General features: G+C 38.9%; 28 protein-coding genes. All 28 read right to left on the bottom strand.

The window, feature by feature from the left end:
• Positions 1 to 8: 8 nt before the first annotated feature.
• The gene (gene fliF / locus AB3N04_RS18530; protein WP_368504053.1) at positions 9 to 1,586 is read right to left on the bottom strand and encodes a flagellar basal-body MS-ring/collar protein FliF; all 1,578 of its coding nucleotides are present in this window, start codon (positions 1,584 to 1,586) and stop codon (positions 9 to 11) included.
• 59 nt (positions 1,587 to 1,645) lie between these two features.
• Entirely contained in the window at positions 1,646 to 1,954 is a 309-nt protein-coding gene (gene fliE, locus AB3N04_RS18525; RefSeq protein WP_368504052.1) for a flagellar hook-basal body complex protein FliE, read from the bottom strand.
• A gap of 12 nt (positions 1,955 to 1,966) precedes the next feature.
• On the bottom strand, positions 1,967 to 2,422 hold the full coding sequence (flgC, locus tag AB3N04_RS18520; protein ID WP_368504051.1) for a flagellar basal body rod protein FlgC: 456 nt from the start codon (positions 2,420 to 2,422) through the stop codon (positions 1,967 to 1,969).
• Positions 2,423 to 2,424: 2 nt separating this feature from the next.
• Complete coding sequence (flgB, locus tag AB3N04_RS18515; protein ID WP_368504050.1) at positions 2,425 to 2,820, bottom strand: flagellar basal body rod protein FlgB; 396 nt, start codon at positions 2,818 to 2,820, stop codon at positions 2,425 to 2,427.
• Positions 2,821 to 3,175: 355 nt separating this feature from the next.
• Positions 3,176 to 3,955 carry a GTP-sensing pleiotropic transcriptional regulator CodY gene (gene codY / locus AB3N04_RS18510; RefSeq protein ID WP_368504049.1) on the bottom strand — a complete coding sequence of 260 codons (780 nt, stop codon included), beginning with the start codon at positions 3,953 to 3,955 and terminating at the stop codon, positions 3,176 to 3,178.
• 22 nt (positions 3,956 to 3,977) lie between these two features.
• Complete coding sequence (gene hslU / locus AB3N04_RS18505; RefSeq protein WP_317122605.1) at positions 3,978 to 5,387, bottom strand: ATP-dependent protease ATPase subunit HslU; 1,410 nt, start codon at positions 5,385 to 5,387, stop codon at positions 3,978 to 3,980.
• Positions 5,388 to 5,423: 36 nt separating this feature from the next.
• Positions 5,424 to 5,975 carry an ATP-dependent protease subunit HslV gene (gene hslV, locus AB3N04_RS18500; protein ID WP_368504048.1) on the bottom strand — a complete coding sequence of 184 codons (552 nt, stop codon included), beginning with the start codon at positions 5,973 to 5,975 and terminating at the stop codon, positions 5,424 to 5,426.
• Positions 5,976 to 5,999: 24 nt separating this feature from the next.
• Positions 6,000 to 6,908, bottom strand: coding sequence for a tyrosine recombinase XerC (xerC, locus tag AB3N04_RS18495; protein WP_317122603.1), 909 nt, complete (start codon positions 6,906 to 6,908; stop codon positions 6,000 to 6,002).
• A 60-nt stretch (positions 6,909 to 6,968) separates the two neighbouring features.
• Positions 6,969 to 8,276: an FADH(2)-oxidizing methylenetetrahydrofolate--tRNA-(uracil(54)-C(5))-methyltransferase TrmFO gene (gene trmFO / locus AB3N04_RS18490; protein WP_368504047.1), complete on the bottom strand. Its 1,308-nt coding sequence runs from the start codon at positions 8,274 to 8,276 to the stop codon at positions 6,969 to 6,971.
• A gap of 262 nt (positions 8,277 to 8,538) precedes the next feature.
• The gene (topA, locus tag AB3N04_RS18485; RefSeq protein ID WP_368504046.1) at positions 8,539 to 10,611 is read right to left on the bottom strand and encodes a type I DNA topoisomerase; all 2,073 of its coding nucleotides are present in this window, start codon (positions 10,609 to 10,611) and stop codon (positions 8,539 to 8,541) included.
• A 165-nt stretch (positions 10,612 to 10,776) separates the two neighbouring features.
• Positions 10,777 to 11,649 carry a DNA-processing protein DprA gene (dprA, locus tag AB3N04_RS18480; RefSeq protein ID WP_368504045.1) on the bottom strand — a complete coding sequence of 291 codons (873 nt, stop codon included), beginning with the start codon at positions 11,647 to 11,649 and terminating at the stop codon, positions 10,777 to 10,779.
• Between the two features lie 107 nt (positions 11,650 to 11,756).
• Positions 11,757 to 12,671, bottom strand: coding sequence for a succinate--CoA ligase subunit alpha (gene sucD / locus AB3N04_RS18475; protein WP_317122599.1), 915 nt, complete (start codon positions 12,669 to 12,671; stop codon positions 11,757 to 11,759).
• Between the two features lie 83 nt (positions 12,672 to 12,754).
• Positions 12,755 to 13,915, bottom strand: coding sequence for an ADP-forming succinate--CoA ligase subunit beta (gene sucC / locus AB3N04_RS18470; protein ID WP_317122598.1), 1,161 nt, complete (start codon positions 13,913 to 13,915; stop codon positions 12,755 to 12,757).
• Between the two features lie 296 nt (positions 13,916 to 14,211).
• Entirely contained in the window at positions 14,212 to 14,388 is a 177-nt protein-coding gene (locus tag AB3N04_RS18465; protein ID WP_368504044.1) for a small, acid-soluble spore protein, alpha/beta type, read from the bottom strand.
• Positions 14,389 to 14,467: 79 nt separating this feature from the next.
• On the bottom strand, positions 14,468 to 14,737 hold the full coding sequence (locus AB3N04_RS18460) for an EscU/YscU/HrcU family type III secretion system export apparatus switch protein (protein WP_368504043.1): 270 nt from the start codon (positions 14,735 to 14,737) through the stop codon (positions 14,468 to 14,470).
• On the bottom strand, positions 14,734 to 16,488 hold the full coding sequence (locus AB3N04_RS18455) for a hypothetical protein (RefSeq protein WP_368504042.1): 1,755 nt from the start codon (positions 16,486 to 16,488) through the stop codon (positions 14,734 to 14,736). The genes AB3N04_RS18460 and AB3N04_RS18455 overlap by 4 nt, the downstream gene beginning before the upstream one ends.
• Positions 16,489 to 16,508: 20 nt before the next feature.
• Positions 16,509 to 17,279 (bottom strand): ribonuclease HII, encoded by a 771-nt coding sequence (locus AB3N04_RS18450; RefSeq protein ID WP_368504041.1) that lies wholly within the window; start codon positions 17,277 to 17,279, stop codon positions 16,509 to 16,511.
• Positions 17,280 to 17,403: 124 nt separating this feature from the next.
• Complete coding sequence (ylqF, locus tag AB3N04_RS18445; RefSeq protein WP_368504040.1) at positions 17,404 to 18,258, bottom strand: ribosome biogenesis GTPase YlqF; 855 nt, start codon at positions 18,256 to 18,258, stop codon at positions 17,404 to 17,406.
• A 9-nt stretch (positions 18,259 to 18,267) separates the two neighbouring features.
• Entirely contained in the window at positions 18,268 to 18,819 is a 552-nt protein-coding gene (gene lepB, locus AB3N04_RS18440) for a signal peptidase I (RefSeq protein ID WP_317122592.1), read from the bottom strand.
• 115 nt (positions 18,820 to 18,934) lie between these two features.
• A complete protein-coding gene (rplS, locus tag AB3N04_RS18435; RefSeq protein WP_317122591.1) occupies positions 18,935 to 19,279 on the bottom strand; it encodes a 50S ribosomal protein L19 in 345 nt (114 codons plus the stop codon).
• Between the two features lie 158 nt (positions 19,280 to 19,437).
• Positions 19,438 to 20,169: a tRNA (guanosine(37)-N1)-methyltransferase TrmD gene (trmD, locus tag AB3N04_RS18430; RefSeq protein WP_368504039.1), complete on the bottom strand. Its 732-nt coding sequence runs from the start codon at positions 20,167 to 20,169 to the stop codon at positions 19,438 to 19,440.
• Positions 20,166 to 20,687 (bottom strand): ribosome maturation factor RimM, encoded by a 522-nt coding sequence (gene rimM, locus AB3N04_RS18425; RefSeq protein ID WP_368504038.1) that lies wholly within the window; start codon positions 20,685 to 20,687, stop codon positions 20,166 to 20,168. Before rimM ends, trmD begins: the two co-directional genes overlap by 4 nt.
• Positions 20,684 to 21,097: a YlqD family protein gene (locus AB3N04_RS18420; RefSeq protein ID WP_368504037.1), complete on the bottom strand. Its 414-nt coding sequence runs from the start codon at positions 21,095 to 21,097 to the stop codon at positions 20,684 to 20,686. The genes rimM and AB3N04_RS18420 overlap by 4 nt, the downstream gene beginning before the upstream one ends.
• Positions 21,098 to 21,201: 104 nt before the next feature.
• Positions 21,202 to 21,432 (bottom strand): KH domain-containing protein, encoded by a 231-nt coding sequence (locus tag AB3N04_RS18415; protein WP_317122587.1) that lies wholly within the window; start codon positions 21,430 to 21,432, stop codon positions 21,202 to 21,204.
• A 24-nt stretch (positions 21,433 to 21,456) separates the two neighbouring features.
• The gene (gene rpsP / locus AB3N04_RS18410) at positions 21,457 to 21,729 is read right to left on the bottom strand and encodes a 30S ribosomal protein S16 (RefSeq protein ID WP_317122586.1); all 273 of its coding nucleotides are present in this window, start codon (positions 21,727 to 21,729) and stop codon (positions 21,457 to 21,459) included.
• 106 nt (positions 21,730 to 21,835) lie between these two features.
• The gene (ffh, locus tag AB3N04_RS18405; RefSeq protein ID WP_317122585.1) at positions 21,836 to 23,194 is read right to left on the bottom strand and encodes a signal recognition particle protein; all 1,359 of its coding nucleotides are present in this window, start codon (positions 23,192 to 23,194) and stop codon (positions 21,836 to 21,838) included.
• An 11-nt stretch (positions 23,195 to 23,205) separates the two neighbouring features.
• Positions 23,206 to 23,535: a putative DNA-binding protein gene (locus tag AB3N04_RS18400; RefSeq protein ID WP_317122584.1), complete on the bottom strand. Its 330-nt coding sequence runs from the start codon at positions 23,533 to 23,535 to the stop codon at positions 23,206 to 23,208.
• Between the two features lie 139 nt (positions 23,536 to 23,674).
• Positions 23,675 to 24,673 (bottom strand): signal recognition particle-docking protein FtsY, encoded by a 999-nt coding sequence (gene ftsY / locus AB3N04_RS18395; protein ID WP_368504036.1) that lies wholly within the window; start codon positions 24,671 to 24,673, stop codon positions 23,675 to 23,677.
• Positions 24,674 to 24,681: the final 8 nt, after the last annotated feature.

Below are 24,681 nucleotides of genomic sequence, written 5' to 3'. Positions count from 1 at the left end.
CTTCCCTCCTAATCCTCAGATAACCATGTACGAAGAAGTTTTGAAAATTCATCTGGTTTTTCTTTTGCCATTTTCTCTAATTGTTTGCGTTTTGTTGCCTTCTCGCTCATATCCTCATTAGGAAGGTCTGGTACGACGGCCGCTGTTTGTTCGATCACGTACTCTTCTTCCTCTACTTCACGTTTTCGCTTTTTAGCTAATAAAAAGAGTAATAATAGAATGATAACGACTAAAATTCCTGCAGCAACGTACATCCATACAGGAATGATGGTTTGTGTTTGCTCACCGATTTCGGCTTTTCCTTCAAATGGTTGGGACGAGACAAAAATCTTTTCATTAATTCCTGCTTCTGTTAGCTCATCAGCATATACACCTGAAATACTCGTCCGTACAACCGTTCCTAGAATTTGTTGGATATCATCTAATCTCTCTTGTGGTAAGACGTCCATTCCTTCTGGAGGTTCTACCATTACCTGAATTCCTAAGTCTCTGATTTTATATGGGCTTTCTACGATGTCTCGATTAATTCGATTCACTTCGTTGTTAATTCGATCTTCTGTTCGTTCATATTCTGAATCACCTTGACCTACAGCACCTGGGAAGTTCGGAATGCCTTCGCCAGTACCTTCTACCCCGCCTGGAGGTGTGCCTTCACCGGTGTACGTTTCGGTGATTCGTTCAATACTTACTGCAATACCTTCAATATTTTCAGTATCAACAGGCTCTACCAATGTTTCTTGTCGATTTTCTTGAGTGAAATCAATATCAGTCGTAACTGACACTAACACCTTATCTTGACCAACGACGGTACCTAGCATTCTTTGTAAATTTCTTGTTAGATCTCTCTCAATTTCACGTTGGATCGACCTTTGCTGTTCAAATGCTGATAACGTTGTTGTTTGATTTCCATCATTATCGTAAAAATAATCCTCAAACATTTGGTTCATTATGACGATATTCTCTATAGGAAGATTTGGAACACTTTTTGATACTAAGTGATAAAGTGCCTTTACTTGGTTTTGATCTAGTTGGTATCCAGGCGCTAAATCTACAATAACAGAAGCAGTTGCAGCCTCTTGAGTTGTATTTAGCCACACACTTTCCTCTGGTAAGGTAATCATGACATTAGCATGATTTACACCATTGATATTACGGATCAAATCCGCTAGTTCAGTTTGCATCAAACCTCTTTCCATAACAGAAAATTCATTATCCGTCATACCAAAGCCCATTTGATCTTGGAAGAAACTATAATCAATACTTCCACTTCTAGGTATACCTTCTGCTGCTAAGTCTACTTTAAGACTATCTACTTGAACTTCAGGAACTAAAATAGTCGTTCCGTTGTCTGAAATTTCAGCAGGAATCCCTCTAGCATCTAACGTTTCTTTAATTTGCCCAGTTTCTTGTAGGGTTAAATTACTGTAAAGAGGGACGTTATTCGTTCTATTTCCTAAAAATAAGATAAAAACAAGTAATAGAGCAGCGGCGACTAGCGAGATTAAGATGATATTCTTCTGCTTGCTCGTACGACCGCTCCAATATTCTGTTACTTTCTGCTTATAAAGTACAAATTTCTCGTTCATGCGCCCTCCTACAACCTACAAAGCCAATTACTTCATGCACGATTATGTTCTTAGAACAATTAGACTTGCATTCTCATAATTTCTTGATAAGATTCAATCACTTTATTTCGAACTTCCACAGTAGCTTGTAATGCTACAGACGCTTTTTGGCCTGTAATCATTACATCATGTAAATTAGTAATTTCCCCTCGCGCTAATTGCTCTGTTTTTAAAGCAGAAACGTTTTGAAGTTCATTTACATTTTGAACAGCTTCCGTTAAAGCTTTTTTAAATGTTGCTCCAGCTTGTGCAGGGGTATGGTTCATTTGACTGACTAGCCCTAGCTGATTTTGCACCATAAAAGGTGATGATACCCTGTTAATATCCATCTAACTTCCCACCTATCTTCCTATTTCAAGTGCTTTCATCAGCATATTTTTCGTAGCGTTTAACGTCGTGACATTTGCCTCATACGATCTTGTCGCAGTCGTCAAGTCAACCATTTCACGTAAAGGGTCTACATTTGGTAATTGTACATATCCTTCTACGTTTGCATCTGGATGACTAGGATCATAGACAAGCTTGAAAGGATTTTGATCCTCTACAATTGCTGATGCCTTCACGCCAGATCCAATCTCTCCTTTTTGCCCCATTGCTGTATGTAAATAGGAAGAGAATGGTGTTTTCTGATTTGGTTCTACAACGACCATTTTTCTTCTATAAGGTACCCACTCTCCATTAACTTGCTGTGCACGAGTTGTTTCAGCATTTGCCATATTAGATGAAATCACGTCCATTCGGAGACGTTGCGTTGTTAATGCAGAGGAACTCGTATTAAAACCACCAAAAATCGTCAAGATTAGTTACCTCCTCTAATAACCGTCTGTAAACTTTGAAATCTCCCATTCATCCGATCAATTAATGCATTGTAATAAATTTGGTTTTTTGCTAATTCGGCCATCTCCAAATCAATATCGACATTGTTCCCATTATGGTTATATGTAGTATTTTGATTCACTTGTACAGTAGGTCCTGGTTTATTAGAACTAAAGTCGACGTGTTTACTATTTGTTTTCGTCGCCTGTAACTGATTTCCAATAGCTTCATTTAATGTATGTTTAAAACTAACCGTTTTAGCTTGGTAATTAGGTGTTCCAGCATTTGCTACATTTTGAGAAATCGCATGCTGACGCATTTGAGAACCATCCAAACCTCTTTCTAAAACGTTAAAGGTTGAATTAGAAAATAAATTCAATCTCGTCACACCTTTCGACATAATTCCATGTTTTTCAATTAAATTCTTTCTATCTAAACAATTTTATACATATTTTCACACAAAACTCACTACGAAAATTGTAATCAATATGTCCCTAAAAGTCTAATGAAGTTTGTGAGGATTTTAGATTAGATGATAAAGAACCACCAATTTTAACATACTTTAGTCACAAATATTTCTGATTATCTCTTAGTATAGATTCATTGATAATTTTTTCGGCCTAATTTTTTTACATTTTTTTAACATATAAATGAGTGTTTTCTCTTATAGGTAAATATACTCACAAAAAAAAGACCACTTAAAAGTGGTCTTTTTTAGACTATACGTTCATTTATTACTTTGTTTTGATCTTCTCAAGTTCCATTAAGAATTTATCGTTTAATACTTTGATATACGTCCCTTTCATACCAAGAGAACGAGATTCGATAACCCCTGCACTTTCTAATTTACGAAGAGCATTTACAATAACTGAACGAGTAATTCCTACACGGTCGGCAATTTTACTAGCTACAAGTAATCCTTCTTTGCCATCAAGTTCTTGGAAGATATGCTCAACTGCTTCTAATTCACTGTATGATAGTGAACTAATAGCCATTTGAACAACCGCTTTACTACGCGCTTCTTCTTCAATCTCTTGCGTCTTTTCATGAAGGATTTCCATTCCTACTACAGTTGCACCGTATTCAGCTAAAATCAAATCATCATCGCTAAATGAATCATTTAAACGAGCAAGTACTAATGTACCTAAGCGTTGACCTCCACCTAGGATCGGCACAATCGTCGTTAATCCATGTTGGAACAAATCTTTGTTCTCTACAGGGAATGCTGTGTACTCACTATTAATATCTAAGTTTGGAGACGTTTCTTCTACTTTTGATAAACCACCTGTATACTCTTCAGGGAACTGGCGATCTTCTAACATTTTTTTCATACGCTCATTTTCAATCTCTTGTTTAATAGCAAATCCAAGTAGCTTACCTCGACGGCTTACTACGAATATATTTGCACTGATTGCATCACGTAATGTTTCAGCCATATCCTTAAAGTTTACGTGTTGTCCTCCAGATTTTTGTAACATTTCATTGATTTTTCTTGTTCTTGATAATAAATTCATATCAAATCTCCTCCTAGGAATCCTATAAAATATACTGGCTTAAGTCGCGATTTTTCGCAATTGTTGCTAATTTTTCTTCAACGTATTCAGGTGTAATCACTATTTCTTCCAGCGTAATATCCGCTGCTTCATATGAGAGATCTTCTAGCAATTTCTCAAGCATGGTATGAAGTCTTCTTGCACCAATGTTTTCGGTATCTTGATTGACCTCTGTAGCAATTGTCGCAATCTTACGAACAGCATCGTCAGTAAATGTAACTTTTATACCTTCTGTTTGTAAAAGAGCTGAATATTGTTTTAATAACGCATTATCAGGCTCTACTAAGATCCTCACAAAATCATCTACTGTTAAGTTCTTAAGCTCTACACGAATCGGAAAACGTCCTTGTAATTCTGGAATTAAATCAGATGGCTTTGCAATATGAAAGGCACCTGCACCTATGAAAAGGATATGGTCTGTTTTAACCGCTCCGTACTTTGTTACAATGGTCGACCCTTCCACAATTGGTAATATATCTCTTTGAACGCCTTCTCTTGAAACATCAGCAGATTGTCCTGAAGATTTACCTGCTACTTTATCAATCTCATCAATAAAGATAATACCTAATTGTTCAGCACGCTCTACTGCAAGTTGTGTCACCTCATCCATGTCGATGAGCTTTTGAGCCTCTTCTTCAGCTAGAGTACCTCTTGCATCACTTACAGCCATTTTACGCTTCTTGCGCTTTTTAGGGATCATACCTCCAAGCATATCTTGCATGTTCATGCCCATTTGTTCCATGCCCGCACCTTGAAACATATCCATGAAATTTTGAGTTTGTTCTTCCACTTCAATGGTGACCATACGATCTTCTAATTCACCTAAAGCAAGTTGATGAGCAACTCTCCTTCTTTGTTCCTTGATACCCTCTTCTTCAGTAGTTGAATCATCTGTAGGCTGCTGACTTCCAGGCTGATTTCCAAAAATCATTTCGAAAGGATTCTTATACGATGAGCTTTGTTTCTTCTTAGAAGGAGCTAATAATTCCACTAAACGTTCATTCGCTTGTTCAAGTGCTTGTTCCCTAACACCTTCCATTTTCTCTTCCTTGACGATCCGTACACTCGATTCAACTAAATCACGTACCATCGATTCAACATCACGTCCAACATATCCAACTTCTGTAAACTTTGTCGCTTCAACTTTTATAAAAGGGGCACCTACAAGCTTGGCAAGACGACGAGCGATTTCCGTCTTACCGACGCCAGTTGGTCCAATCATTAGGATGTTTTTAGGTGTTACTTCATCTTTTAATTTGTCTTCAAGTAAGCTACGACGATACCGATTCCGAAGAGCGATCGCAACTGATTTTTTCGCTCCCTCTTGACCAACAATATATTGATTTAGGCGTCCAACGATCTCTTTTGGTGTTAGGTTGGCTTTATTTTTCAACGCAATCACTCTCCATTTATCGTTTCTATCAAGTCTTTAGAGAAGTTCTTCGACGACTAGATTTAAATTTGTATACACACAAATTTCACCAGCTGTTTCTAGAGCTGCCGTTGCAATCTCTTTGGCAGACAAGGTAGGCGCATGCTTTTTCAACGCACGTCCGGCAGATAAGGCGTAATTCCCACCAGAACCAATTGCTAAAATCCCATCATCTGGTTCAATGACTTCACCAGTACCTGAAACTAAAAGAACATGATCGCGATTCATCACGATAAGCATGGCTTCTAAGCGTCGCAATACTTTATCACTCCGCCACTCTTTAGCAAGCTCTACTGCCGCTCGTTGTAAATTGCCGTTGTACTCCTCTAGCTTACTTTCAAACTTTTCAAAGAGAGTAAATGCATCTGCAACTGACCCAGCAAATCCTGCTAAAACTTTCCCTTGATAAATTCTACGTACTTTCTTAGCTGTATGTTTCATTACTACCGCATTTCCAAACGTAACTTGCCCATCTCCTGCCATCGCACATTGACCATTATGTTGTACAGCAAATATCGTTGTTGCATGAAAAGTTGCATTCGCATCCATTAATAGACCTCCTCATCACGATTGTTAAGCACGGGGGTGATGATTTTTATATACATCACGCAATCTCTCTTTCGTTACATGCGTGTAAATTTGTGTCGTTGATAGATTTTCATGTCCAAGTAATTCTTGAACTACACGTAGATCAGCACCATTATTTAAAAGATGTGTCGCAAATGAATGTCTTAGATCATGCGGACGTACATGTTGATGAAGAGAAGCTTCTTTCACTCGTTTCGATAAAATGGTGCGTATACTTCTCTCCGATAAAGGACCTCCACGATAATTCAGAAAAAGCCGTTTAGTCTCACCATTCCCCTTTTTTAGTATGTTTACTCGCGCATCATCAATATATTCTTTTAATGCATCTACAGCAAACGAACCGATAGGAATATACCGTTCTTTTCTTCCCTTACCTGTTACAAACACGGTGCCAATATGAAAATCGATGTCTTCTACTTCTAGATGACTACATTCACTAACACGCATTCCTGTGGCATAAAGGAGTTCTAGTAGGGCACGGTCCCTTTTATCAAGAGGCTTCTCACCTTGAAATGCATCAAATAATTGAAGCATTTCTTCTTCATACAGAAAAGTAGGTAACCTTCCCGCTTTTTTAGGAAGATAGGTCTCGGCAAACACATTAGTCGTTAAGATTTCTTCTCTCATTAGATAGTGAAAAAGACTACGCATGGATGAAATTTTTCTAGAAACCGAATTTCTCGCATACGCTAACTCATGTAAATAAGTTAAATATGAGCGCACAAAAAGATATGTCACCTCAGTCAATGAAAAGCATTCGTGCTTCTTCATGAAATGACAGAAATCATCTATATCACGTTGATAACTTTTAACGGTATGTACAGAATAATTTTTCTCAACCTGTAAAAAACGAATAAATTCTTTGATCCATTGTTCATCTTTTGACTGATTCACCTGAATCACCTCACAGAGCTACTAAATTCTAACACGATTTAGTAGCTCCCGCAATAATATTTACATTTTTTTCACAAAATTCTGAATTGAGCCTAAAGCTCGTGAAGCAAGTTGTTCATAACGTTCCTTTTTGTTTTTGATTCGTACTTCTAATGGTGGTAGTAAACCAAAGTTCGCATTCATCGGTTGAAAGTTTTTAGGATTCGCAGTCGTAATGTAATTAGCCATGCTACCGAGAATCGTTTCCTCTGGGAAAGTGATTAACTCTTCATTTTTCACAAGCTTGGCTGCATTAATTCCTGCAATTAAACCAGCTGCTGCAGATTCAACATATCCTTCAACCCCGGTAATTTGACCAGCAAAGAAGAGATCATCGCGATCTTTATACTGATAGGTTGGCTTAAGTAGGTTTGGAGAATTGATGAATGTGTTACGATGCATAACACCATAACGAACAATTTCTGCATTCTCTAAACCAGGGATTAACTTTAATACTTCCTTTTGAGGCCCCCACTTTAAATGAGTTTGGAATCCAACAATGTTATAGAGAGTACCAGATTGATTATCTTGACGAAGTTGGACAACTGCATATGGACGCTTGCCTGTTTCAGGATGTTCTAGTCCTACTGGCTTCATTGGTCCAAACAACATCGTCTTCTTTCCACGCTTAGCCATTACTTCAATTGGCATACACCCTTCAAAGAAAACTTCCTTTTCAAATTCTTTTAAAGGTACTGTTTCAGCCGCAATTAACGCCTCGTAAAAACGATCAAATTCCTCTTCAGTCATTGGGCAATTTAAGTAAGCCGCTTCACCTTTATCATAACGAGATTTCAAGTATACTTTATCTCGGTCAATTGAATCCGTTTCAATGATTGGTGCAGCTGCATCATAAAAATATAAATATTCCTCACCAGTTAATGTCTGAAGTTCTTTTGATAATACTTCAGATGTTAATGGACCTGTCGCAATAATCGTTGGGCCTTCAGGAATTTCCGAAATTTCTTCATTGAAAACAGTCACATTAGGGTGGTTTTTCACTCGATCTGTTACATGTTGAGCAAACTCATGGCGGTCTACTGCAAGCGCGCCTCCTGCAGGCACGGATGAATCATCGGCAGAACCAATAATAACCGAATCAAGCTTTCTCATTTCCTCTTTAAGCACACCAACTGCATTTGTTAATCCATTTGAACGAAGCGAATTACTACAAACGAGTTCTGCAAATTTATCTGTATGATGAGCAGGTGTTTGTCTAACCGGTCTCATCTCATATAAATGAACCTTTATATCACGTTTTGCTAGTTGCCATGCAGCTTCGCTTCCGGCTAATCCAGCACCAATAACATTTACATGCTGTTGTTCCATACTAAACGCCTCCACTCAATTAAAAATCATTCAAAAAGGTCTGAACGGTGACTATGGCAAGAACAAGATCATCGCACGGAGATCATCTTGTTGTTTTCTTGCACATTAGCGGTTCAGACCCTTGGTTTTCTCTCGTTCAATCATTATACACACTAGATTGTCTCAACTAACCATCTTTTCAGTAGTGATCGATCACCACTTATTCGCTTGAATCCTAATACATCATAATACTTTTTTCGTCAAGATTCAACAATTTAATCTGTTAATTTGTTTCTTCTTTGTAATCACAAGAAGAACATTGTACATTGACACCCTTTTTCGTCTTCTTCTCAACAAGCATACTTGAGCATTTTGGACAAGGACGTGCAATGGGTTTATCCCATGAAATAAACTCGCATTCAGGATAGCGATCACATCCGAAGAACGTACGGCGCTTTTTACTTTTACGTTCGACGATGTTTCCTTCATTACAAGTCGGACATTTAACACCAATATCTTTTACAATTGCTTTTGTATTTCGGCATTCTGGGAAGTTTGAGCAGGCCATGAATTTTCCATAACGCCCCATTTTGTAGACCATTTCATGTCCACATTTTTCACAATCTTCTCCAGCTGGCTCGTCTTTTATTTCGACTTCTTTCATTTCTTCTTCTGCTACTTTTAGACGTTTTTCAAACCCTTGATAGAAATCATCAATAATATGTACCCATTGATGGTTTCCTTCTTCAATTGAGTCTAAATCCGTTTCCATTTTCGCTGTAAATTCTACATCTAAGATCTCAGGGAAGAATTCTACAATTAGCTCTAACACAATCTCACCAAGTTCTGTTGGAACAAAGCGCTTTTCTTCTAGAGCAACATAACCACGTTTTTGGATCGTATCAAGTGTAGGTGCATAAGTAGATGGTCTTCCTATTCCAAGCTCTTCCATCGTTTTTACGAGCCTTGCCTCTGTGTATCTTGGTGGTGGTTGCGTAAAATGTTGATTCGGATCAATGTTTTCCTTTTTTACCGTTTGACCTTCTTCAAGATTTGGAAGGAGGCGATCTTCTTCTTTTTTCCCATCATCATTACCTTCAATATATACCTTCATAAAACCAGGGAACTTCACTTTAGAACCAGTTGCTCTAAACAATACCCCTGCGTTCTCTAAGTCTACTGACATCGTGTCCATTATTGCAGGGGCCATTTCACTTGCGACAAGACGTTCCCAAATCAAACGATAGAGTCGAAGTTGGTCACGAGATAGGTAACTCTTTAAACTTTTAGGATCTTTAAATACAGCAGTAGGACGGATCGCTTCATGCGCATCTTGTGATTTTTTATCTTTTTTTACGGTACGTTGCCCCACTCTAATATAATCTTTACCAAATTGCTCTTCAATATATTTTCTTGTTTCTGTTTGGGCAGTTTCTGAAATGCGAGTTGAGTCTGTACGCATGTAGGTGATTAAACCAACTGTACCTTCTTTACCCAAATCGATTCCTTCATACAATTGTTGAGCAATCATCATCGTTTTCTTAGCTCTGAAGTTAAGTTTTCTAGCTGCCTCTTGTTGTAAAGAAGAAGTCGTAAAGGGTGTTACCGGATTTCGCTTACGTTCTTTCTTCTTAACTGAATTAACATCAAAAGATTTCCCTTTTAACTTTGCTAAAATGGCTTTTACTTCTTCTTCTGACTTCAATTCCTGTTTCTTTCCATTAACGCCATAAAACTTCGCATCAAATTGTTCATCTCCAAGCGAGAACTGTCCTTGGATTGTCCAATATTCTTCTGGAATAAATGCTTGAATTTCTTTTTCACGTTCAATAATCATTTTTACAGCAACAGATTGAACTCGTCCTGCGCTTAAGCCCTTTTTTACTTTTTTCCATAATAGTGGGCTAATGTTATAACCTACTAAACGGTCAAGTATTCGTCTTGCTTGTTGGGCATCTACTAAATCCATATTGATTTTACGAGGTGTTTTAAAAGCATCTTTTATTGCTTGCTTTGTAATTTCATTAAATACAACTCGACAGTCTGACGTCTCATCGATATTCAGGCTATGCGCTAAATGCCACGCAATGGCCTCTCCTTCACGATCGGGGTCAGCTGCGAGATAAATTCGTTTCACTTTTTTTGCAGCGGTCTTTAATTCTTTTAACACGGGACCTTTCCCGCGGATTGTAATATACTTTGGTTGAAAATCTTCCTCAACATCTACTCCCATTTGACTTTTTGGTAAGTCTCTGACATGTCCCATTGAAGCCTTTACAATGTATTTTTTGCCTAAATATTTACCAATGGTCTTTGCTTTGGCGGGAGATTCAACGATTACTAAATAATCGGCCATAACAAGCAGCTCCCTCTCTCGAAGTTAATTTAAAATCTTCCCTATTATTAAACAGACTTTTACCATTTGTCAAACAAGAGTTTGAAAAGACGGTGGCGATTTAAGCTTAAAATGACAAAAAATGCCCCTATTATATAGAAGAAACTCGGAAAAATATTGACGATTTTATGTCCATTCCTCAAGTATATCTTGAGCAGATATAGTTAGTTTTGCTCCTTGTTGAATCAACAAATTCGTGCCTTCAGACCATTCACAATCAAAAGGACCTGGTACGGCAAAAACATCGCGATTTTGGTCTAGAGCTTGATCTGCAGTAATGAGTGAACCGCTTCTTGTCTTTGCTTCAATGACGAGAACCCCCCTTGCCAAGCCACTAATAATACGATTTCTTGCTGGAAACGTCCATTTTTTTGGAGGGTGATGGGGAGGATATTCACTCAATACAAGCTGATGGCGACACATGTAGGAGTAGAGACCTTTATTAGAGGAAGGATAGGGAAAATCAAATCCCGAACCGAGAACGGCGATCGTATGTCCTTTGTTGGAAATAGTCTGCTGGTGAGCGCAAGCATCTATACCCTCCGCTAGACCACTTATGATCGTGAATTGAGCTCTTACAAGCTCTTCAACCATACAAGCAACTGCTCTAACCCCTCTATTAGTAGGTGTTCTAGTGCCAACAATTGCGAGTTGCTTCGAATTTTTTAGTAGTTCTAGGTTGCCACGATAATAAATCACCCAAGGCGGGTCATATAGCTCTAGCAGTTGTTTTGGATACAACTCATCGAACTTCGTCACCACCATTACTTTATTAGATTGAAGCTGTTTCTCATATTCAACCGGATCACTATCATCTAAGTAGAATCGTAGTTTCTCGGCTTTCTCTTTTTTTATAGTTAATTGCTTCATTAGATGATAAGAAGAGGGTTGATAGATTTTCAGAAGTGTAGGATCTTCTTGTTGGATATCACGCAATTGCTTCCAAGATAAATGGGTACTGCCATGAAGATGGATCAATCGTTGGCGGAAGGTACTCAATGAATTTACACATCCTCTATGTCGAGTTTTTTAAACGAGGGGTAATCAGGAGAAAAGAAAAAATGGGGGATAAAAAAGGCTCCCCAAATAAGAGGAGCCTTCTGTCATTATTTTGCTACTTCGTGAGTTGTACACTTCTCAAGTAGGTCATTTTCTTTAAGAGCTTTAATTAATGTTTCACCCATAACAGATGGAGTTTCAGCAACACTTACGCCGCAGCTTTCAAGAGTTTTGATTTTTTCTGCAGCTGTTCCTTTACCACCTGAGATGATGGCACCAGCATGTCCCATACGCTTTCCTGGAGGCGCTGTTTGTCCACCAATGAAGCCTACAACAGGCTTTTTCATGTTAGCTTTAATCCACTCAGCAGCTTCTTCTTCAGCTGTTCCGCCGATCTCACCAATCATGATTACTGCATATGTTTCAGGATCTTCATTGAATAATTCTAAAACATCGATGAAGTTTGTTCCATTAACAGGGTCTCCACCAATACCTACAGCAGAAGACTGACCAATACCAGCTGTTGAAAGCTGATGAACTGCTTCATATGTTAATGTACCAGAACGAGAAACGACTCCAACATGACCTTTGTTGTGAATGTAACCAGGCATGATACCAATTTTACACTCTTCAGGCGTAATAACACCTGGGCAGTTAGGTCCGATTAAACGAGTTTTCTTACCTTCCATGTAACGTCTAACACTTACCATATCCATTACAGGAATGCCCTCAGTAATACAAATTGCTAGATCTAATTCAGCGTCTACCGCTTCCATGATCGCATCTGCAGCGAAAGCTGGTGGTACATAAATGACGGATGCATTAGCTCCTGTTGCTTTTACAGCATCTTCAACTGTATCAAATACAGGTACGCCCTCAACTTCTGTTCCGCCTTTACCAGGTGTTACACCACCAACGATTTGTGTACCGTATTCAATCGCTTGCTTAGTGTGGAATAGGCCAGTAGCGCCTGTAATCCCTTGTACGATTACTTTTGTATCTTTGTTAATAAGGATACTCATTCTCTTTGTCCCGCCTTTCTTTTTGAACAAACATTTTGTCGAACTTTATTATAGAATGTATCAACCATACATTCCGATTTAAATTATTTTACTAAAGAAACGATTTTTTGTGCACCATCAGCCATAGAGTCTGCAGCTGTGATGTTTAGGCCAGATTCGTTAAGAATCTTCTTACCTAAGTCTACGTTTGTACCTTCAAGACGTACAACTAGTGGAATTTCAAGACCTACTTCTTTAGTAGCTGCTACAACACCTTCTGCAATGATGTCACATTTCATGATACCACCAAAGATGTTAACGAAGATCCCTTTAACATTCTCATCTGATAGGATGATTTTGAATGCTTCAGTAACTTTCTCAGCAGTCGCACCACCACCAACATCAAGGAAGTTAGCTGGATCACCACTGTAGTGCTTAATGATATCCATTGTTGCCATAGCAAGTCCTGCACCATTAACCATACAACCGATGTTACCATCTAATGAGATGTAGCTTAGGTCATATTTAGACGCTTCGATTTCTTTCTCATCTTCTTCTTCAAGATCACGGTAAGCCAGTACGTCTTTTTGACGATAAAGAGCATTTGAATCAAAGTTTAACTTTGCATCAAGCGCCATTACTTTCCCGTCTCCTGTAGTAACAAGTGGATTGATCTCAGCAATCGAGCAATCCTTCTCAGAGAATGCTTTATATAGTCCCATCATGAACTTAACAGTTTGTCCGACAAGTTCTTTAGGAATATTAATATTGAACGCTATACGACGCGCTTGGAAGCCTTGAAGGCCAACAGCTGGGTCAATGACTTCTTTGAAGATCTTCTCAGGAGTTTCTTCTGCAACTTCTTCGATTTCAGTTCCGCCTTCTTCTGAAGCCATTAATACTACGCGGTTTGTAGCACGATCAAGCACTAGACCTACATAGTATTCATTTTTAATATCGCATCCTTCTTCGACAAGTAAGCGCTTAACTTCTTTACCTTCAGGACCTGTTTGGTGAGTAATAAGTGTCTTACCTAAAATCTCATCCGCATATGTACGAACTTCATCCATGTTCTTTGCAACTTTAACACCGCCAGCTTTACCACGGCCTCCTGCATGGATTTGAGCTTTAACAACACAAACGTCTGTGCCTAATTCTTTTGCAGCCTCAACTGCTTCTTCTACTGAGAATGCGACTTTCCCATTAGGGACCGCAACTCCGTATTGACGAAGGAGTTCTTTTCCTTGATACTCATGAATATTCATTCTCTCTCCAGCCTCCTATCAATTGCATGTAATTTACACGTCGTTCTTATTTTTCATGGATGAACGACAAATTCCTCTTTCATTTTAGCATTTTTTAAAATATTTTGGGAGTAAAAAGTGAAACCTCTTTCAAATTTCTTTTTATTCTCACTATATCGTTACTTCAATTTAATAGGAAAAAATCGTCAAAACTCAACTGTAGCATACACTTTCGCTTTATTCATTTGCTATTTCCGCGAGTAAAAATAATTCATAAAAAAGCTAGCAATTCGAGATCGAATTGCTAGCTTTCGGTATCATTCCTCAGATTTAGCTTGTTTATTTGCCTTTTTCAGCATCGACTTTGTCATATCTTTCGCTTTCGCGTCTTGCTCTTGAATTGAATGATGAACACCAAACTCTTGCGCGTACTCCTCTTTAAACTCATTCATAAATGAATCAACTTCAGGCACAGCTAATTTATTTTGGTTCATATGAGCTAACCTCCCACAAGTTTTCCACCTTTTAAATAAGGTGTGTGGGATGTAGTATGCCCGATTAACAGACGATCTATCAGGTTTGATTTTTGTCTAAGCGATAAATGAAGGCAAATACTTCGGCAACAACTTCATATAATTCTGGTGGGATCGATTGATGAATGTTAAGTTGCCCCAACAACTCTACAAGTGATGCATCTTCTTGAATAGGTATATTGTGACTTTTCGCTTTTTCAATTAATTCCTCCGCTATAAAACCCTTCCCTTTGGCAATGATTTCTGGCGAATGCTGTTTATTTGAATCATATCGAAGGGCTACTGCTTGTTTTTTTGCTTCATGATTCATATGCGAATATCAACTCCCCGGTAGTCAACTCGCTTATTATATACCTGTTCATTGGACGGTTTATGGCTAGGTTGCTCATAATCGGTGATTTTTTTCCATCCAAAAACATTAAGCTTATAATCCTTTTGCTCAAGCGTTGCTTTCAAGCTCGGCAATAGTAACGAAATTAAACTCGTTGGCTTATCATACTCATTAAAAACATTTATAGAAATGACTCGATTTTGTATTTGCATATCTACAATCATTTCATTCAGATTCTCAAGCTCTAAATAAAAAAGAATACGGCAATGATTTGGGTCAAGTTGTCCATTTGATTGACGTCTGCCTTCCCATTGCACCGTTAAATCCGTCTGAAAACTACCTAGTGCAAGGGGAAGTTGTAACAACACTTGATGGAGCGGGCCTTGTTGTTCTACTGCCATTAGTTGACTTCCTGTGATTCTCTGGACAACTTCTCCAACTTTTTCTTTTAAGCCTTCAGGAAGCTCATTTTGCAGTTGCATCAAGATCCCCTTAAGCCGGTCGGTATGTATGAAGTCTGAACGATTAGGGTTTTGTAGATGCTTGAACATCTCATTCTCATGGTCATACCCTAATAGTGATATGATTTGCTGCAACGAAGACAAAGGAGAGCGCATTCCTTCTATTTGCTTAGGCTGTACTGATTGATTTAGTGTTGTTTCTAGTTGAATTCGTTCATCATTGGTTAGTGGTTGTGAAGAAATCTTTAAAAGAACACCCTCTAGATCAGCTGCTTTAAGCGATGGTTGAACTAATTGCAGCAATTGATTCAATTGAATACTTCCATCTTTTCCTGCAGGAATGGCTATAGCGTTCATCATTCTCTCAAGGGCTACTTGAGGCTCTAATTGAGTGAGGGAATGGACAGTAGCTTGTGGGAGAAGCTGCTTAACTACTGGTTGGTTTTCTGGTGCAGTAGCTGCTTGATGGACCCTAGCTAAAAACGATTGCACGTCTTCATTCGGATTCATCACGCCCATTTTAACAAGCAAAGATGTAGCAGCTTGTCTCTCCCCTTCTGTGGAAGAAGATGGTGTGAGTTGACTTAAAAGATGTTGAACCGGCGAACGTGATTCTTGCCATTGACTTTGATTAAAAAATGCTTTAAGAGCAGATTGAAGTTGTTGAACGGTAGGCTCTAGCCGCTGTGCAGATTGCTCTGTTGCATGCATTAATTGCTGCAATTGCTGATGGAGCATCGGTTCCTTTTGTAAAGATAGAAGGGCATTTGCTGTATCTTTTGTTAAGGGTAATTTCTTTTGTATCATAGTCTGTACAACTTCAATCGCTTCTCGGTCGTATCGATTAAGAGAGGTTAATAGTTGGGCGGCATCCTTTAATGTAGCTTTTGGCAGCGTCAATTGGTTAGTTGATAAATGTAGCAAAAGAGCTTCCATCGCTTTTGATTGAGGTAGACCTAACTTTCGTATCATTTGTTGATTGACACCTGTAGTCAACTCAGTTGATTGTTTCCCTGAGTTTTCAATGACTTTTAACCGAGGAACCCCACTCCCCTCTTGGACTTCAAACCAATATCGCCCACCAACGGTTAAGGATGCTTCAAGTCTTGCAGTCAGATGCATTCCGTTAATGGAAAGTGAAGCCAAATGATTTGGGAAAAGCTTTGTGATTTTCCCTTGAAAAATATGTCCTGGTAAAAATGTGAGTGGTGAACGCGATGTCTGACTCAATTGGTTCGTTATGTGCTGACTAGTCGCCTTTATGTTCATCCCCTCACCCTCCCTGCTTTTTATTTTATACAGTCTGCTACTGGCTTAAATGATTTACGGTGTTCCTTCGTTATCCCTAATCGCTTCATTGCATCTAGATGTACAGGCGTTCCGTACCCTACATGGCGATCAAAGCCGTAGCCTGGGAATTCTCCTTCTAGTGCTTCCATATAACGATCTCTAGCAACTTTAGCAAGTACTGAGCTAGCTGCAATCGTTAAACTCTTCTGATCTCCCTTTATCAAGGAAACTTGCGGGAGCTGATTTTCTAGTTTCATTGCATCAAGAAGTAAATAATCTGGTTTAATGTCCAATTGCTCAATCGCTCGTTGCATCGCAAGCTTTGTAGCTTCGTATATATTCACCTTATCGATCTCATAAGCTGGAACAAACATAATTTCATAAGCAATCGCTTGGCGCTTAATTTCCTCGAAAAAGTACTCACGCTTTTCTTTGGATAATTTTTTTGAATCTGTTAATCCAGGTAGGTTAACAGATTGCGGTAAAATGACTGCCGCTGAAACTACTGGCCCTGCAAGTGGTCCTCTACCTACTTCATCAAGACCCGCTATGTGTGTGTAGCCTTTTCCCCAGCCCTCGCGCTCATATGTAAGCATTTCTTCGTGCATCATTGTAAGCTTTTCTTGCATCTCTTGTTGTTTACGGAATTTCAACAGAAGACGTTCTACCCCTTTACGGTCATCCTCTTGCAATTCAGTTAACCATTCTTCATTCACGTCTGTTTGACTAAATAGTTTTGTTTCAATTTCTTTTATAGCTAAACGTTTCATTCAAGTTGCTCCTATCCTTTGTTATATCGACTTCATTTCCATTCATTTTAACTTTTTTCCGATTTAAGAAGGGGAATAGTCACAATAAAAGCCGCAGAAGACTTGTTCAAGTCTCCACGGCTTATTAAGCGTTAGGTGGTCGTTCGAGTGTAATCTGTCCTAGTGTACCTGAACGTAATTCTCTCAAAATGATTTCTGCGGCCTTATCATAATCAATATAACCGCCTGGAAGAAGGCATCCTCGCTTCTTGCCAATCGCATCAAATAGAGCAAGTCCATCCTCTGGCACCTCTTCAAGCTTATATCTCTCACTCACACGCTCTGGGTAATGCTCCTTTAAATAATTTAATACAAATAATGCAATGTCTTGAAAATCTAATAGCTCATCTTTTATAGCACCAGTCGCAGCAAGACGGTAGCCAATAATTTGGTCTTCAAATTTCGGCCACAAGATCCCTGGGGTATCTAAAAGTTCAAGCTCATCATTTCCAACTTTAATCCATTGTTGTTTTTTTGTGACACCAGGACGATCGCCCACTTTAGCAATTTTCTTTGAAGCTAATCGATTGATTAATGTTGATTTACCGACGTTCGGTATACCAAGAATCATCCCTCGAATCGCCCTTGGCTTCATCCCTTTGGCTTTCCATTTTTCAAAGAGAGAAATAGCTAACTTACGAGCTGCACCAGAAATCTTCTCTGTTCCTTTTCCCGTTTGGGCATTAATTGCAAGAACAGTCGCTCCGTTCGCTTCAAAATACTTCGCCCACTCTTTCGTTACATTAGGATCAGCTAAATCAGCCTTATTTAATAATACAAGCCGAGGCTTTTGTCCAACAATCTCATCCATCATTGGATTTCTTGATGAAAGTGGAAGTCTTGCATCCACTAATTCGATCACGACATCAATCAATTTTAATTTTTCCGTTACTTCTCTTCTTGCCTTGGCCATATGACCAGGAAACCATTGTATTGCCATTGCCATCACCTACTCTACAAATCCTATATTTTCAAATGGCCAGAACACGAGATTTGCCTTGCCAATTACTTCGTCTTTATGAATCGCACCTATATCTCGTGAATCTAGACTGTTATGTCTATTATCCCCTAACACAAATAAATGATCATCTGGAACAATTTGTCCTCCTATTGCTTCGGACAGTTCAAAATTCCTTGTTACAAACTCTCCACCATACGCTTCTTTTAATTCATCAAGATAAGGCTCTTCTACAACTTCACCATTTACAAGCAATTCATCATCACGATATTCGATATGATCACCTGGGAGCCCAATAATTCGTTTAATATAGTCTTTCCCACCTGGAGCGTGAAAAACAATAATATCAAATCGCTTCGGTTCTGAGATGACATAACCAATTTTATTGACAATCATTCGATCGCTATGTTCTAGTGTAGGCATCATTGATTGACCATCAACCACTATGGGAGCAAATAAAAAATAACGGATTGTAAATGCTACAACGATTGCTATAACGACAGCTTTCATCCACTCAAAAGAATTCGACTTACTGCTTTCCATCTTTCTGCCCCCAATATATGTATCATTTCTCTATTTTAGCATAGGATTGTATACGGTGAATACTTTTTAAATTTAAAAGAAGGAGCTTAGCGAACTAAGCTCCTTCTCACATTTCTTATCGGATTTCTTTAATACGAGCAGCTTTACCACGTAATGCACGTAGATAGTAAAGTTTCGCACGACGTACTTTACCGCGACGCTTCACGTCAATCTTAGCGATTTTCGGTGAATGTAATGGGAATGTACGCTCAACACCTACACCATAAGACACTTTACGAACAGTGAAAGTTTCACTAACTCCAGTACCGCGACGCTTGATCACGACACCTTCGAATTTTTGAATACGCTCACGAGTACCCTCAACAACTTTAACGTCGATAACTAAAGTGTCACCAGGACGGAAAGCAGGAAGATCTGTACGTAATTGCTCATTTGTAATTTCACGAATAATGTTGTTCATCGTATAATTCCACTCCTTCCATACAGATGCTCTTATCAGAATTTCCTGCAGCGGAACATCGTAGTAACTGGCCTAAGCCACAAAGAATATAATACCATAAAGGATAGTAAGACACAAGTAAAAATGAATAGAATCATACATTTTTTAAACCTACATAACTACTCTTTTTTTAATTCAGCTAACCAAGCCTCTTCTTCTCTTGTCAGTTCACGCAATTCTAGTAAATCAGGCCTGCGCTGAAGGGTTCTTCTTAGCGATTCTTTTTTACGCCAAGCATCAATATTAGCATGGTGACCAGATAATAGAACGTCTGGTACATGCATTCCTCTAAAATCAGCAGGCCTTGTATATTGTGGATGCTCTAATAAGCCTGTTGAAAACGAATCCGTAACAGCTGATTCCGCATTTCCTAACACATTAGGCAATAGACGCGTTACACTATCAGCAATAACCATTGCTCCAAGCTCCCCACCTGTCAATACGAAATCACCTAGCGAAACCTCATCTGTAACTAGATGTTCTCGCACACGCTCATCATACCCTTCATAATGACCACATAATAGAATAAGGTGCTCCTCACGAGCAAGCTCTTCTGCTTTTGTTTGCGTATACCTCTCCCCTTGAGGACAAAGCATAATGACGCGTGGCTTTGTGTTACTTTTTTCCACCCGTTCAGAAACCGCATCAAAAATCGGTTGTGGGCTCAAAACCATACCTGCCCCGCCACCATAAGGGTAGTCATCGACCTTTTTATGTTTATTCGTTGCGTACTGACGAAAATCTATCGCTTGAAATTCAACATGTCCTTCTTCAGCGGCTTTTTTTAAGATTGATGAACCAAAGACCCCTTCAAACATTTCAGGGAAAAGCGTTAAAACATCGATCTTCATTCCATTAAGCCTTCCATCAACTGTATGTAGATCGTACGAGCCTCTATATCAATTTCTTTTACAACTTCTTCAATATATGGAATTAGTATATCTTTTCCGCCAGATGAACGACGAATGACCCACACATCATTTGCACCAGTCTCAATAATTTCTTTCACTTTACCTAATTCTTCATCCTGATCTGTGTAAACGGTACATCCGATAATCTCGTGGTAGTAGAATTCATTTTCTTCTAATTCACTTAATTGATCTTTTGTCACTAATAAAGTACTTCCTTTAAATGGTTCAACTTCATTAATGGAATGATAGCCTTCAAAGGTCAATAGATCAAAGTTTTTATGAACTCTATGACTTGCTACTACAACAGGTGTGTTCTTTTTTGTATCGGGGTGCTCAATCCATAGTTCCGTACCTTTGGCATAGCGCTCTTCTGCAAAATCAGTTGTAGAGATTACACGGATTTCCCCACGCACGCCATGAGTATTAACAATCTTTCCGACTTTTAATAATTCCATCATTTTTCATTCCTACTTTCTCGAATATCTTGAATGATTCCGTCTTTAAGTATAATCTCAATCGGTCGATTGACATCAACCCATTTATCTCCTACCGTCAATTCAACAATCGTCTCTACCGTTTCCCCGTCCACTTCTATTCCCTCTCTAAGAAGGCCAAGTTGCTCGAGTTTAAAGGTAAGGGTATGAATCTGATCTTGCTTTTGCTTGCATTCTTTCTTATATCGTTCACGAATCGTCTGTTCGTTATGTTTTAGTTTGGAATCTTTTAATGTTTTTTGCATATGGAAGGTCAATTGTGCTAATTCACGTTTTGATTGGAGTAAGTCGGATTCTAACTGCGCTCTTATTTCTAGACGCTTCGATTTAGTTAAGATATGCTTCACTTGAGCGTTGCGTAGTAATTTTAGCATGAATTCCTGCTCCCTTACTTGAAGAGTTCATCCTTAACCTATCTAAAAAGTGATAGATAAACAAAAAAGGAGAGGTTGCCCTCACCCTTTTTGTTTCATGATGTTTAATCGACGATGTCTAATCTTACTCGCTTTTGCATCGGCACAGCCGCTGCGTAGACAAGCGAGCGCATTGCTTTTGCTGTCCGACCTTGCTTACCGATAACTTTGCCAACATCACTAGGATGAACGGAAAGTTTCAAGCAAATCGTATCTCCATCTTGCTGCTCTGTTACACGAACTTCTTCGGGCTCATCAACAAGTGCTTTTGCAATGTGTTCAACTAAAGACTTCATCACATTCTCCCTTTTCTAGAAGAATTATTTTTGATTCTTAGCGTTGTGAAGCTTTTCCATTAACCCAGCTTTAGAGAATAGGTTACGAACTGTGTCAGAAGGTTTAGCACCTTTTAACATCCAGTCAACAGCCTTATCTTCTTTAAGATCAACTTTAGCTGGTTGAGTTAATGGGTTGTACGTTCCAATCTCTTCGATGAAACGACCATCACGCGGTGCGCGAGAATCTGCTACTACTACACGATAAAATGGGCTTTTCTTTGAACCCATACGTTTTAAACGAATTTTTACTGCCATTCGTTAGACACCTCCAAAAATAGTTAACACAATGGTATATAATATCATCAATTTTCTTAGATTTCAAGGGAATTTCCTTTACAGTCTAAAAAAAACGATTTCCTCTTTAGAACGGAAGCTTTAAGCCTCCAAGGCCTTTGCCTTTTTTCTTGCCTTTACCTGATGTCATGTTCGTCATTTGCTTCATCATTTTCTTCATATCTTCAAACTGTTTCAGCAAACGATTAACATCTTGAATGGTCGTGCCACTGCCTTTTGCAATACGACGGCGACGACTTGCATTCATAAGACTTGGATCTTTCTTTTCTGCTTTCGTCATTGATCGAACAATCGCTTCAACTCTGACAAGTTGTTTATCATCAACTTTAAGATCCTTTAGTCCTTTAGCTTTGTTCATACCCGGCATCATATTGAGAATTTCATCAAGTGGACCCATGCTTTTCACTTGATCAAGCTGTTCAAGGAAGTCATCGAACGTAAAATCCATCGTTCGCATTTTCTTCTCAAGCTCACGCGCTTTCTCTTCATCAACATTTGACTGAGCCTTTTCAATAAGGGTTAACATATCACCCATTCCAAGGATTCTTCCAGCCATACGATCAGGATAGAATGGTTCAAGCTGATCAATCTTCTCACCCATACCCGCAAATTTAATCGGGGTATTGGTAACAGCTTTAACTGATATAGCTGCACCACCACGTGTGTCACCATCTAACTTCGTTAACACAACACCGGTTACATCTAATTGCTCATTAAAGCTCTCAGCCACATTTACAGCATCTTGACCCGTCATAGCATCAACAACAAGTAAAATCTCATCAGGTTTAGCCATTTCTTTTACATCTCTAAGCTCACCCATCAACTCCTCATCAATATGAAGACGTCCGGCTGTATCAATCAACACATAATCATGATGATCTTCTTTTGCCTTAGCGATTGCTTGTTTGGCAATTTCAACGGGACTTACTTGGTCACCGAGTGAAAAAACAGGCATGTTCAATTGCTTTCCTAATGTTTCTAGTTGTTGAATGGCGGCTGGTCTATATATATCGGCTGCTACAAGCATTGGCTTTCGATTGTGCTTTTTGCGCAAGTGATTGGCAAGCTTTGCAGTAGTTGTTGTTTTACCAGCACCTTGCAAACCGACCATCATCACGACAGTTGGTGGCTTATTGGCAACAGCAATTTTGCTTTGCTCTCCACCCATTAAAGCTGTTAATTCTTCGTTAACTACTTTAATGACCTGTTGACCTGGGGTAAGACTTTTCATTACTTCTTGACCAAGTGCTTTTTCTTTCACACTGGCGATAAATTGCTTAACAACTTTAAAGTTAACATCCGCTTCTAATAGGGCTAAACGAACTTCACGCATCATTTCTTTAACGTCTTGTTCACTTACCTTTCCTTTTCCGCGAATCTTTGTTAATGTATCTTGCAGTCGTTCAGCTAAACTTTCAAATGCCATGTTGTCGCCTCCTAGTCCAATTTCTCAAGAGATTGAATGTGGTCTATGATCTCTTCAGGAGTTGCGTCGCTTTGGATTCCTGCTCTCAAGTTGTTCAATATCTCTTGACGTTGTTCAAACTTCACGAGTAAAGACAACTTTACTTCATACTCCTCTAGCATCGCTTCCGTGCGCTTAATATTATCATAAACAGCTTGGCGACTAACTTCAAACTCTTCGGCAATTTCACCTAAAGAAAAATCATCAAGGTAATACAATGACATGTATTTTCGTTGTTTAGGTGTCAATAGTGACTGATAAAAGTCGAATAGATAATTCATTCGAAGTGTTTTGTCTAGCACACCGATCAACTCCTTGTTAAGTGATTTCCCTTTACAAGATAATATCTTACAGGATAGGCATTTACGTGTCAAGTTTTTTTCTTAACAAAGTTAAATCACTATCCATTCACACATTGAAGCGCGTAACATTACTCATCATTTATGATTCAATCTGATCTTCTTGTTCTTCAAGAATATCCTTAAACAAACCATAGACAAATTGATCTGCTTGGAAAGGTTGAAGGTCATCTACTTTCTCTCCAAGACCAACAAACTTCACCGGTATATCTAGCTCGCGACGGATGGCAAGTACGATTCCCCCTTTTGCTGTGCCATCAAGCTTTGTTAAGACAATCCCTGAAACATCTGTGCTTTTTCCAAACGTTTTAGCTTGGCTCATTGCATTTTGCCCCGTGGTAGCGTCTAGCACGAGTAGGACTTCATGAGGAGCTGAGGGTACTTCTCTCTCGATCACACGCTTCACTTTCTCAAGTTCGTTCATAAGATTCACTTTATTTTGTAAGCGGCCTGCAGTATCACAAATTAATACGTCAACCTGTCTTGACTTAGCGGCTTTGAGGGCATCGTACATAACAGCAGCAGGATCCGAACCTTCTTGCTGCTTAATTACATCAACCCCAACACGTTCGCCCCATACTTCAAGCTGTTGAATGGCCCCAGCACGGAATGTGTCTCCTGCAGCTAGCATAACGGACTTACCATCTTGTTTTAAGTGATTGGCTAACTTTCCGATTGTCGTCGTTTTCCCTACCCCGTTCACACCTACTACTAAAATAACTGTTAAGCCATCTACTTGAATATTAAGCGTCGCATCATTCTCTTTTTTTTGAAGAAGTTCTGCTAATTTCTCAGAGATAACAGGTTGAATATCCTTTGTATCTTTGATGTTACGGAGTCTAACCTCATCTTTCAAGTCATCAATAAGCGTCATAACTGTGTTTACGCCTACATCTGCTCCAATTAATATATCTTCAAGTTCTTCGAAAAATTCCTCATCCACTTTGCGGTAACGATAGACAAGTTCATTCATTTTTGTCGAAAATGAATCACGTGTTTTCTCAAGACCTGTTTTAAACTTATCAGTTACATCTGTTGTTTGGGTCGTTAACTTTTCTTTTAGTTTCTTAAAAAAGCTCATAACCTACC

It is taken from the genome of Alkalihalophilus sp. As8PL (assembly GCF_040939795.1).
GTDB lineage: Bacteria > Bacillota > Bacilli > Bacillales > Bacillaceae_D > Alkalihalophilus > Alkalihalophilus lindianensis.
The sequence above is the reverse complement of the archived record's forward strand: the minus strand, read 5'-3'. Positions and strand labels throughout refer to the sequence as shown.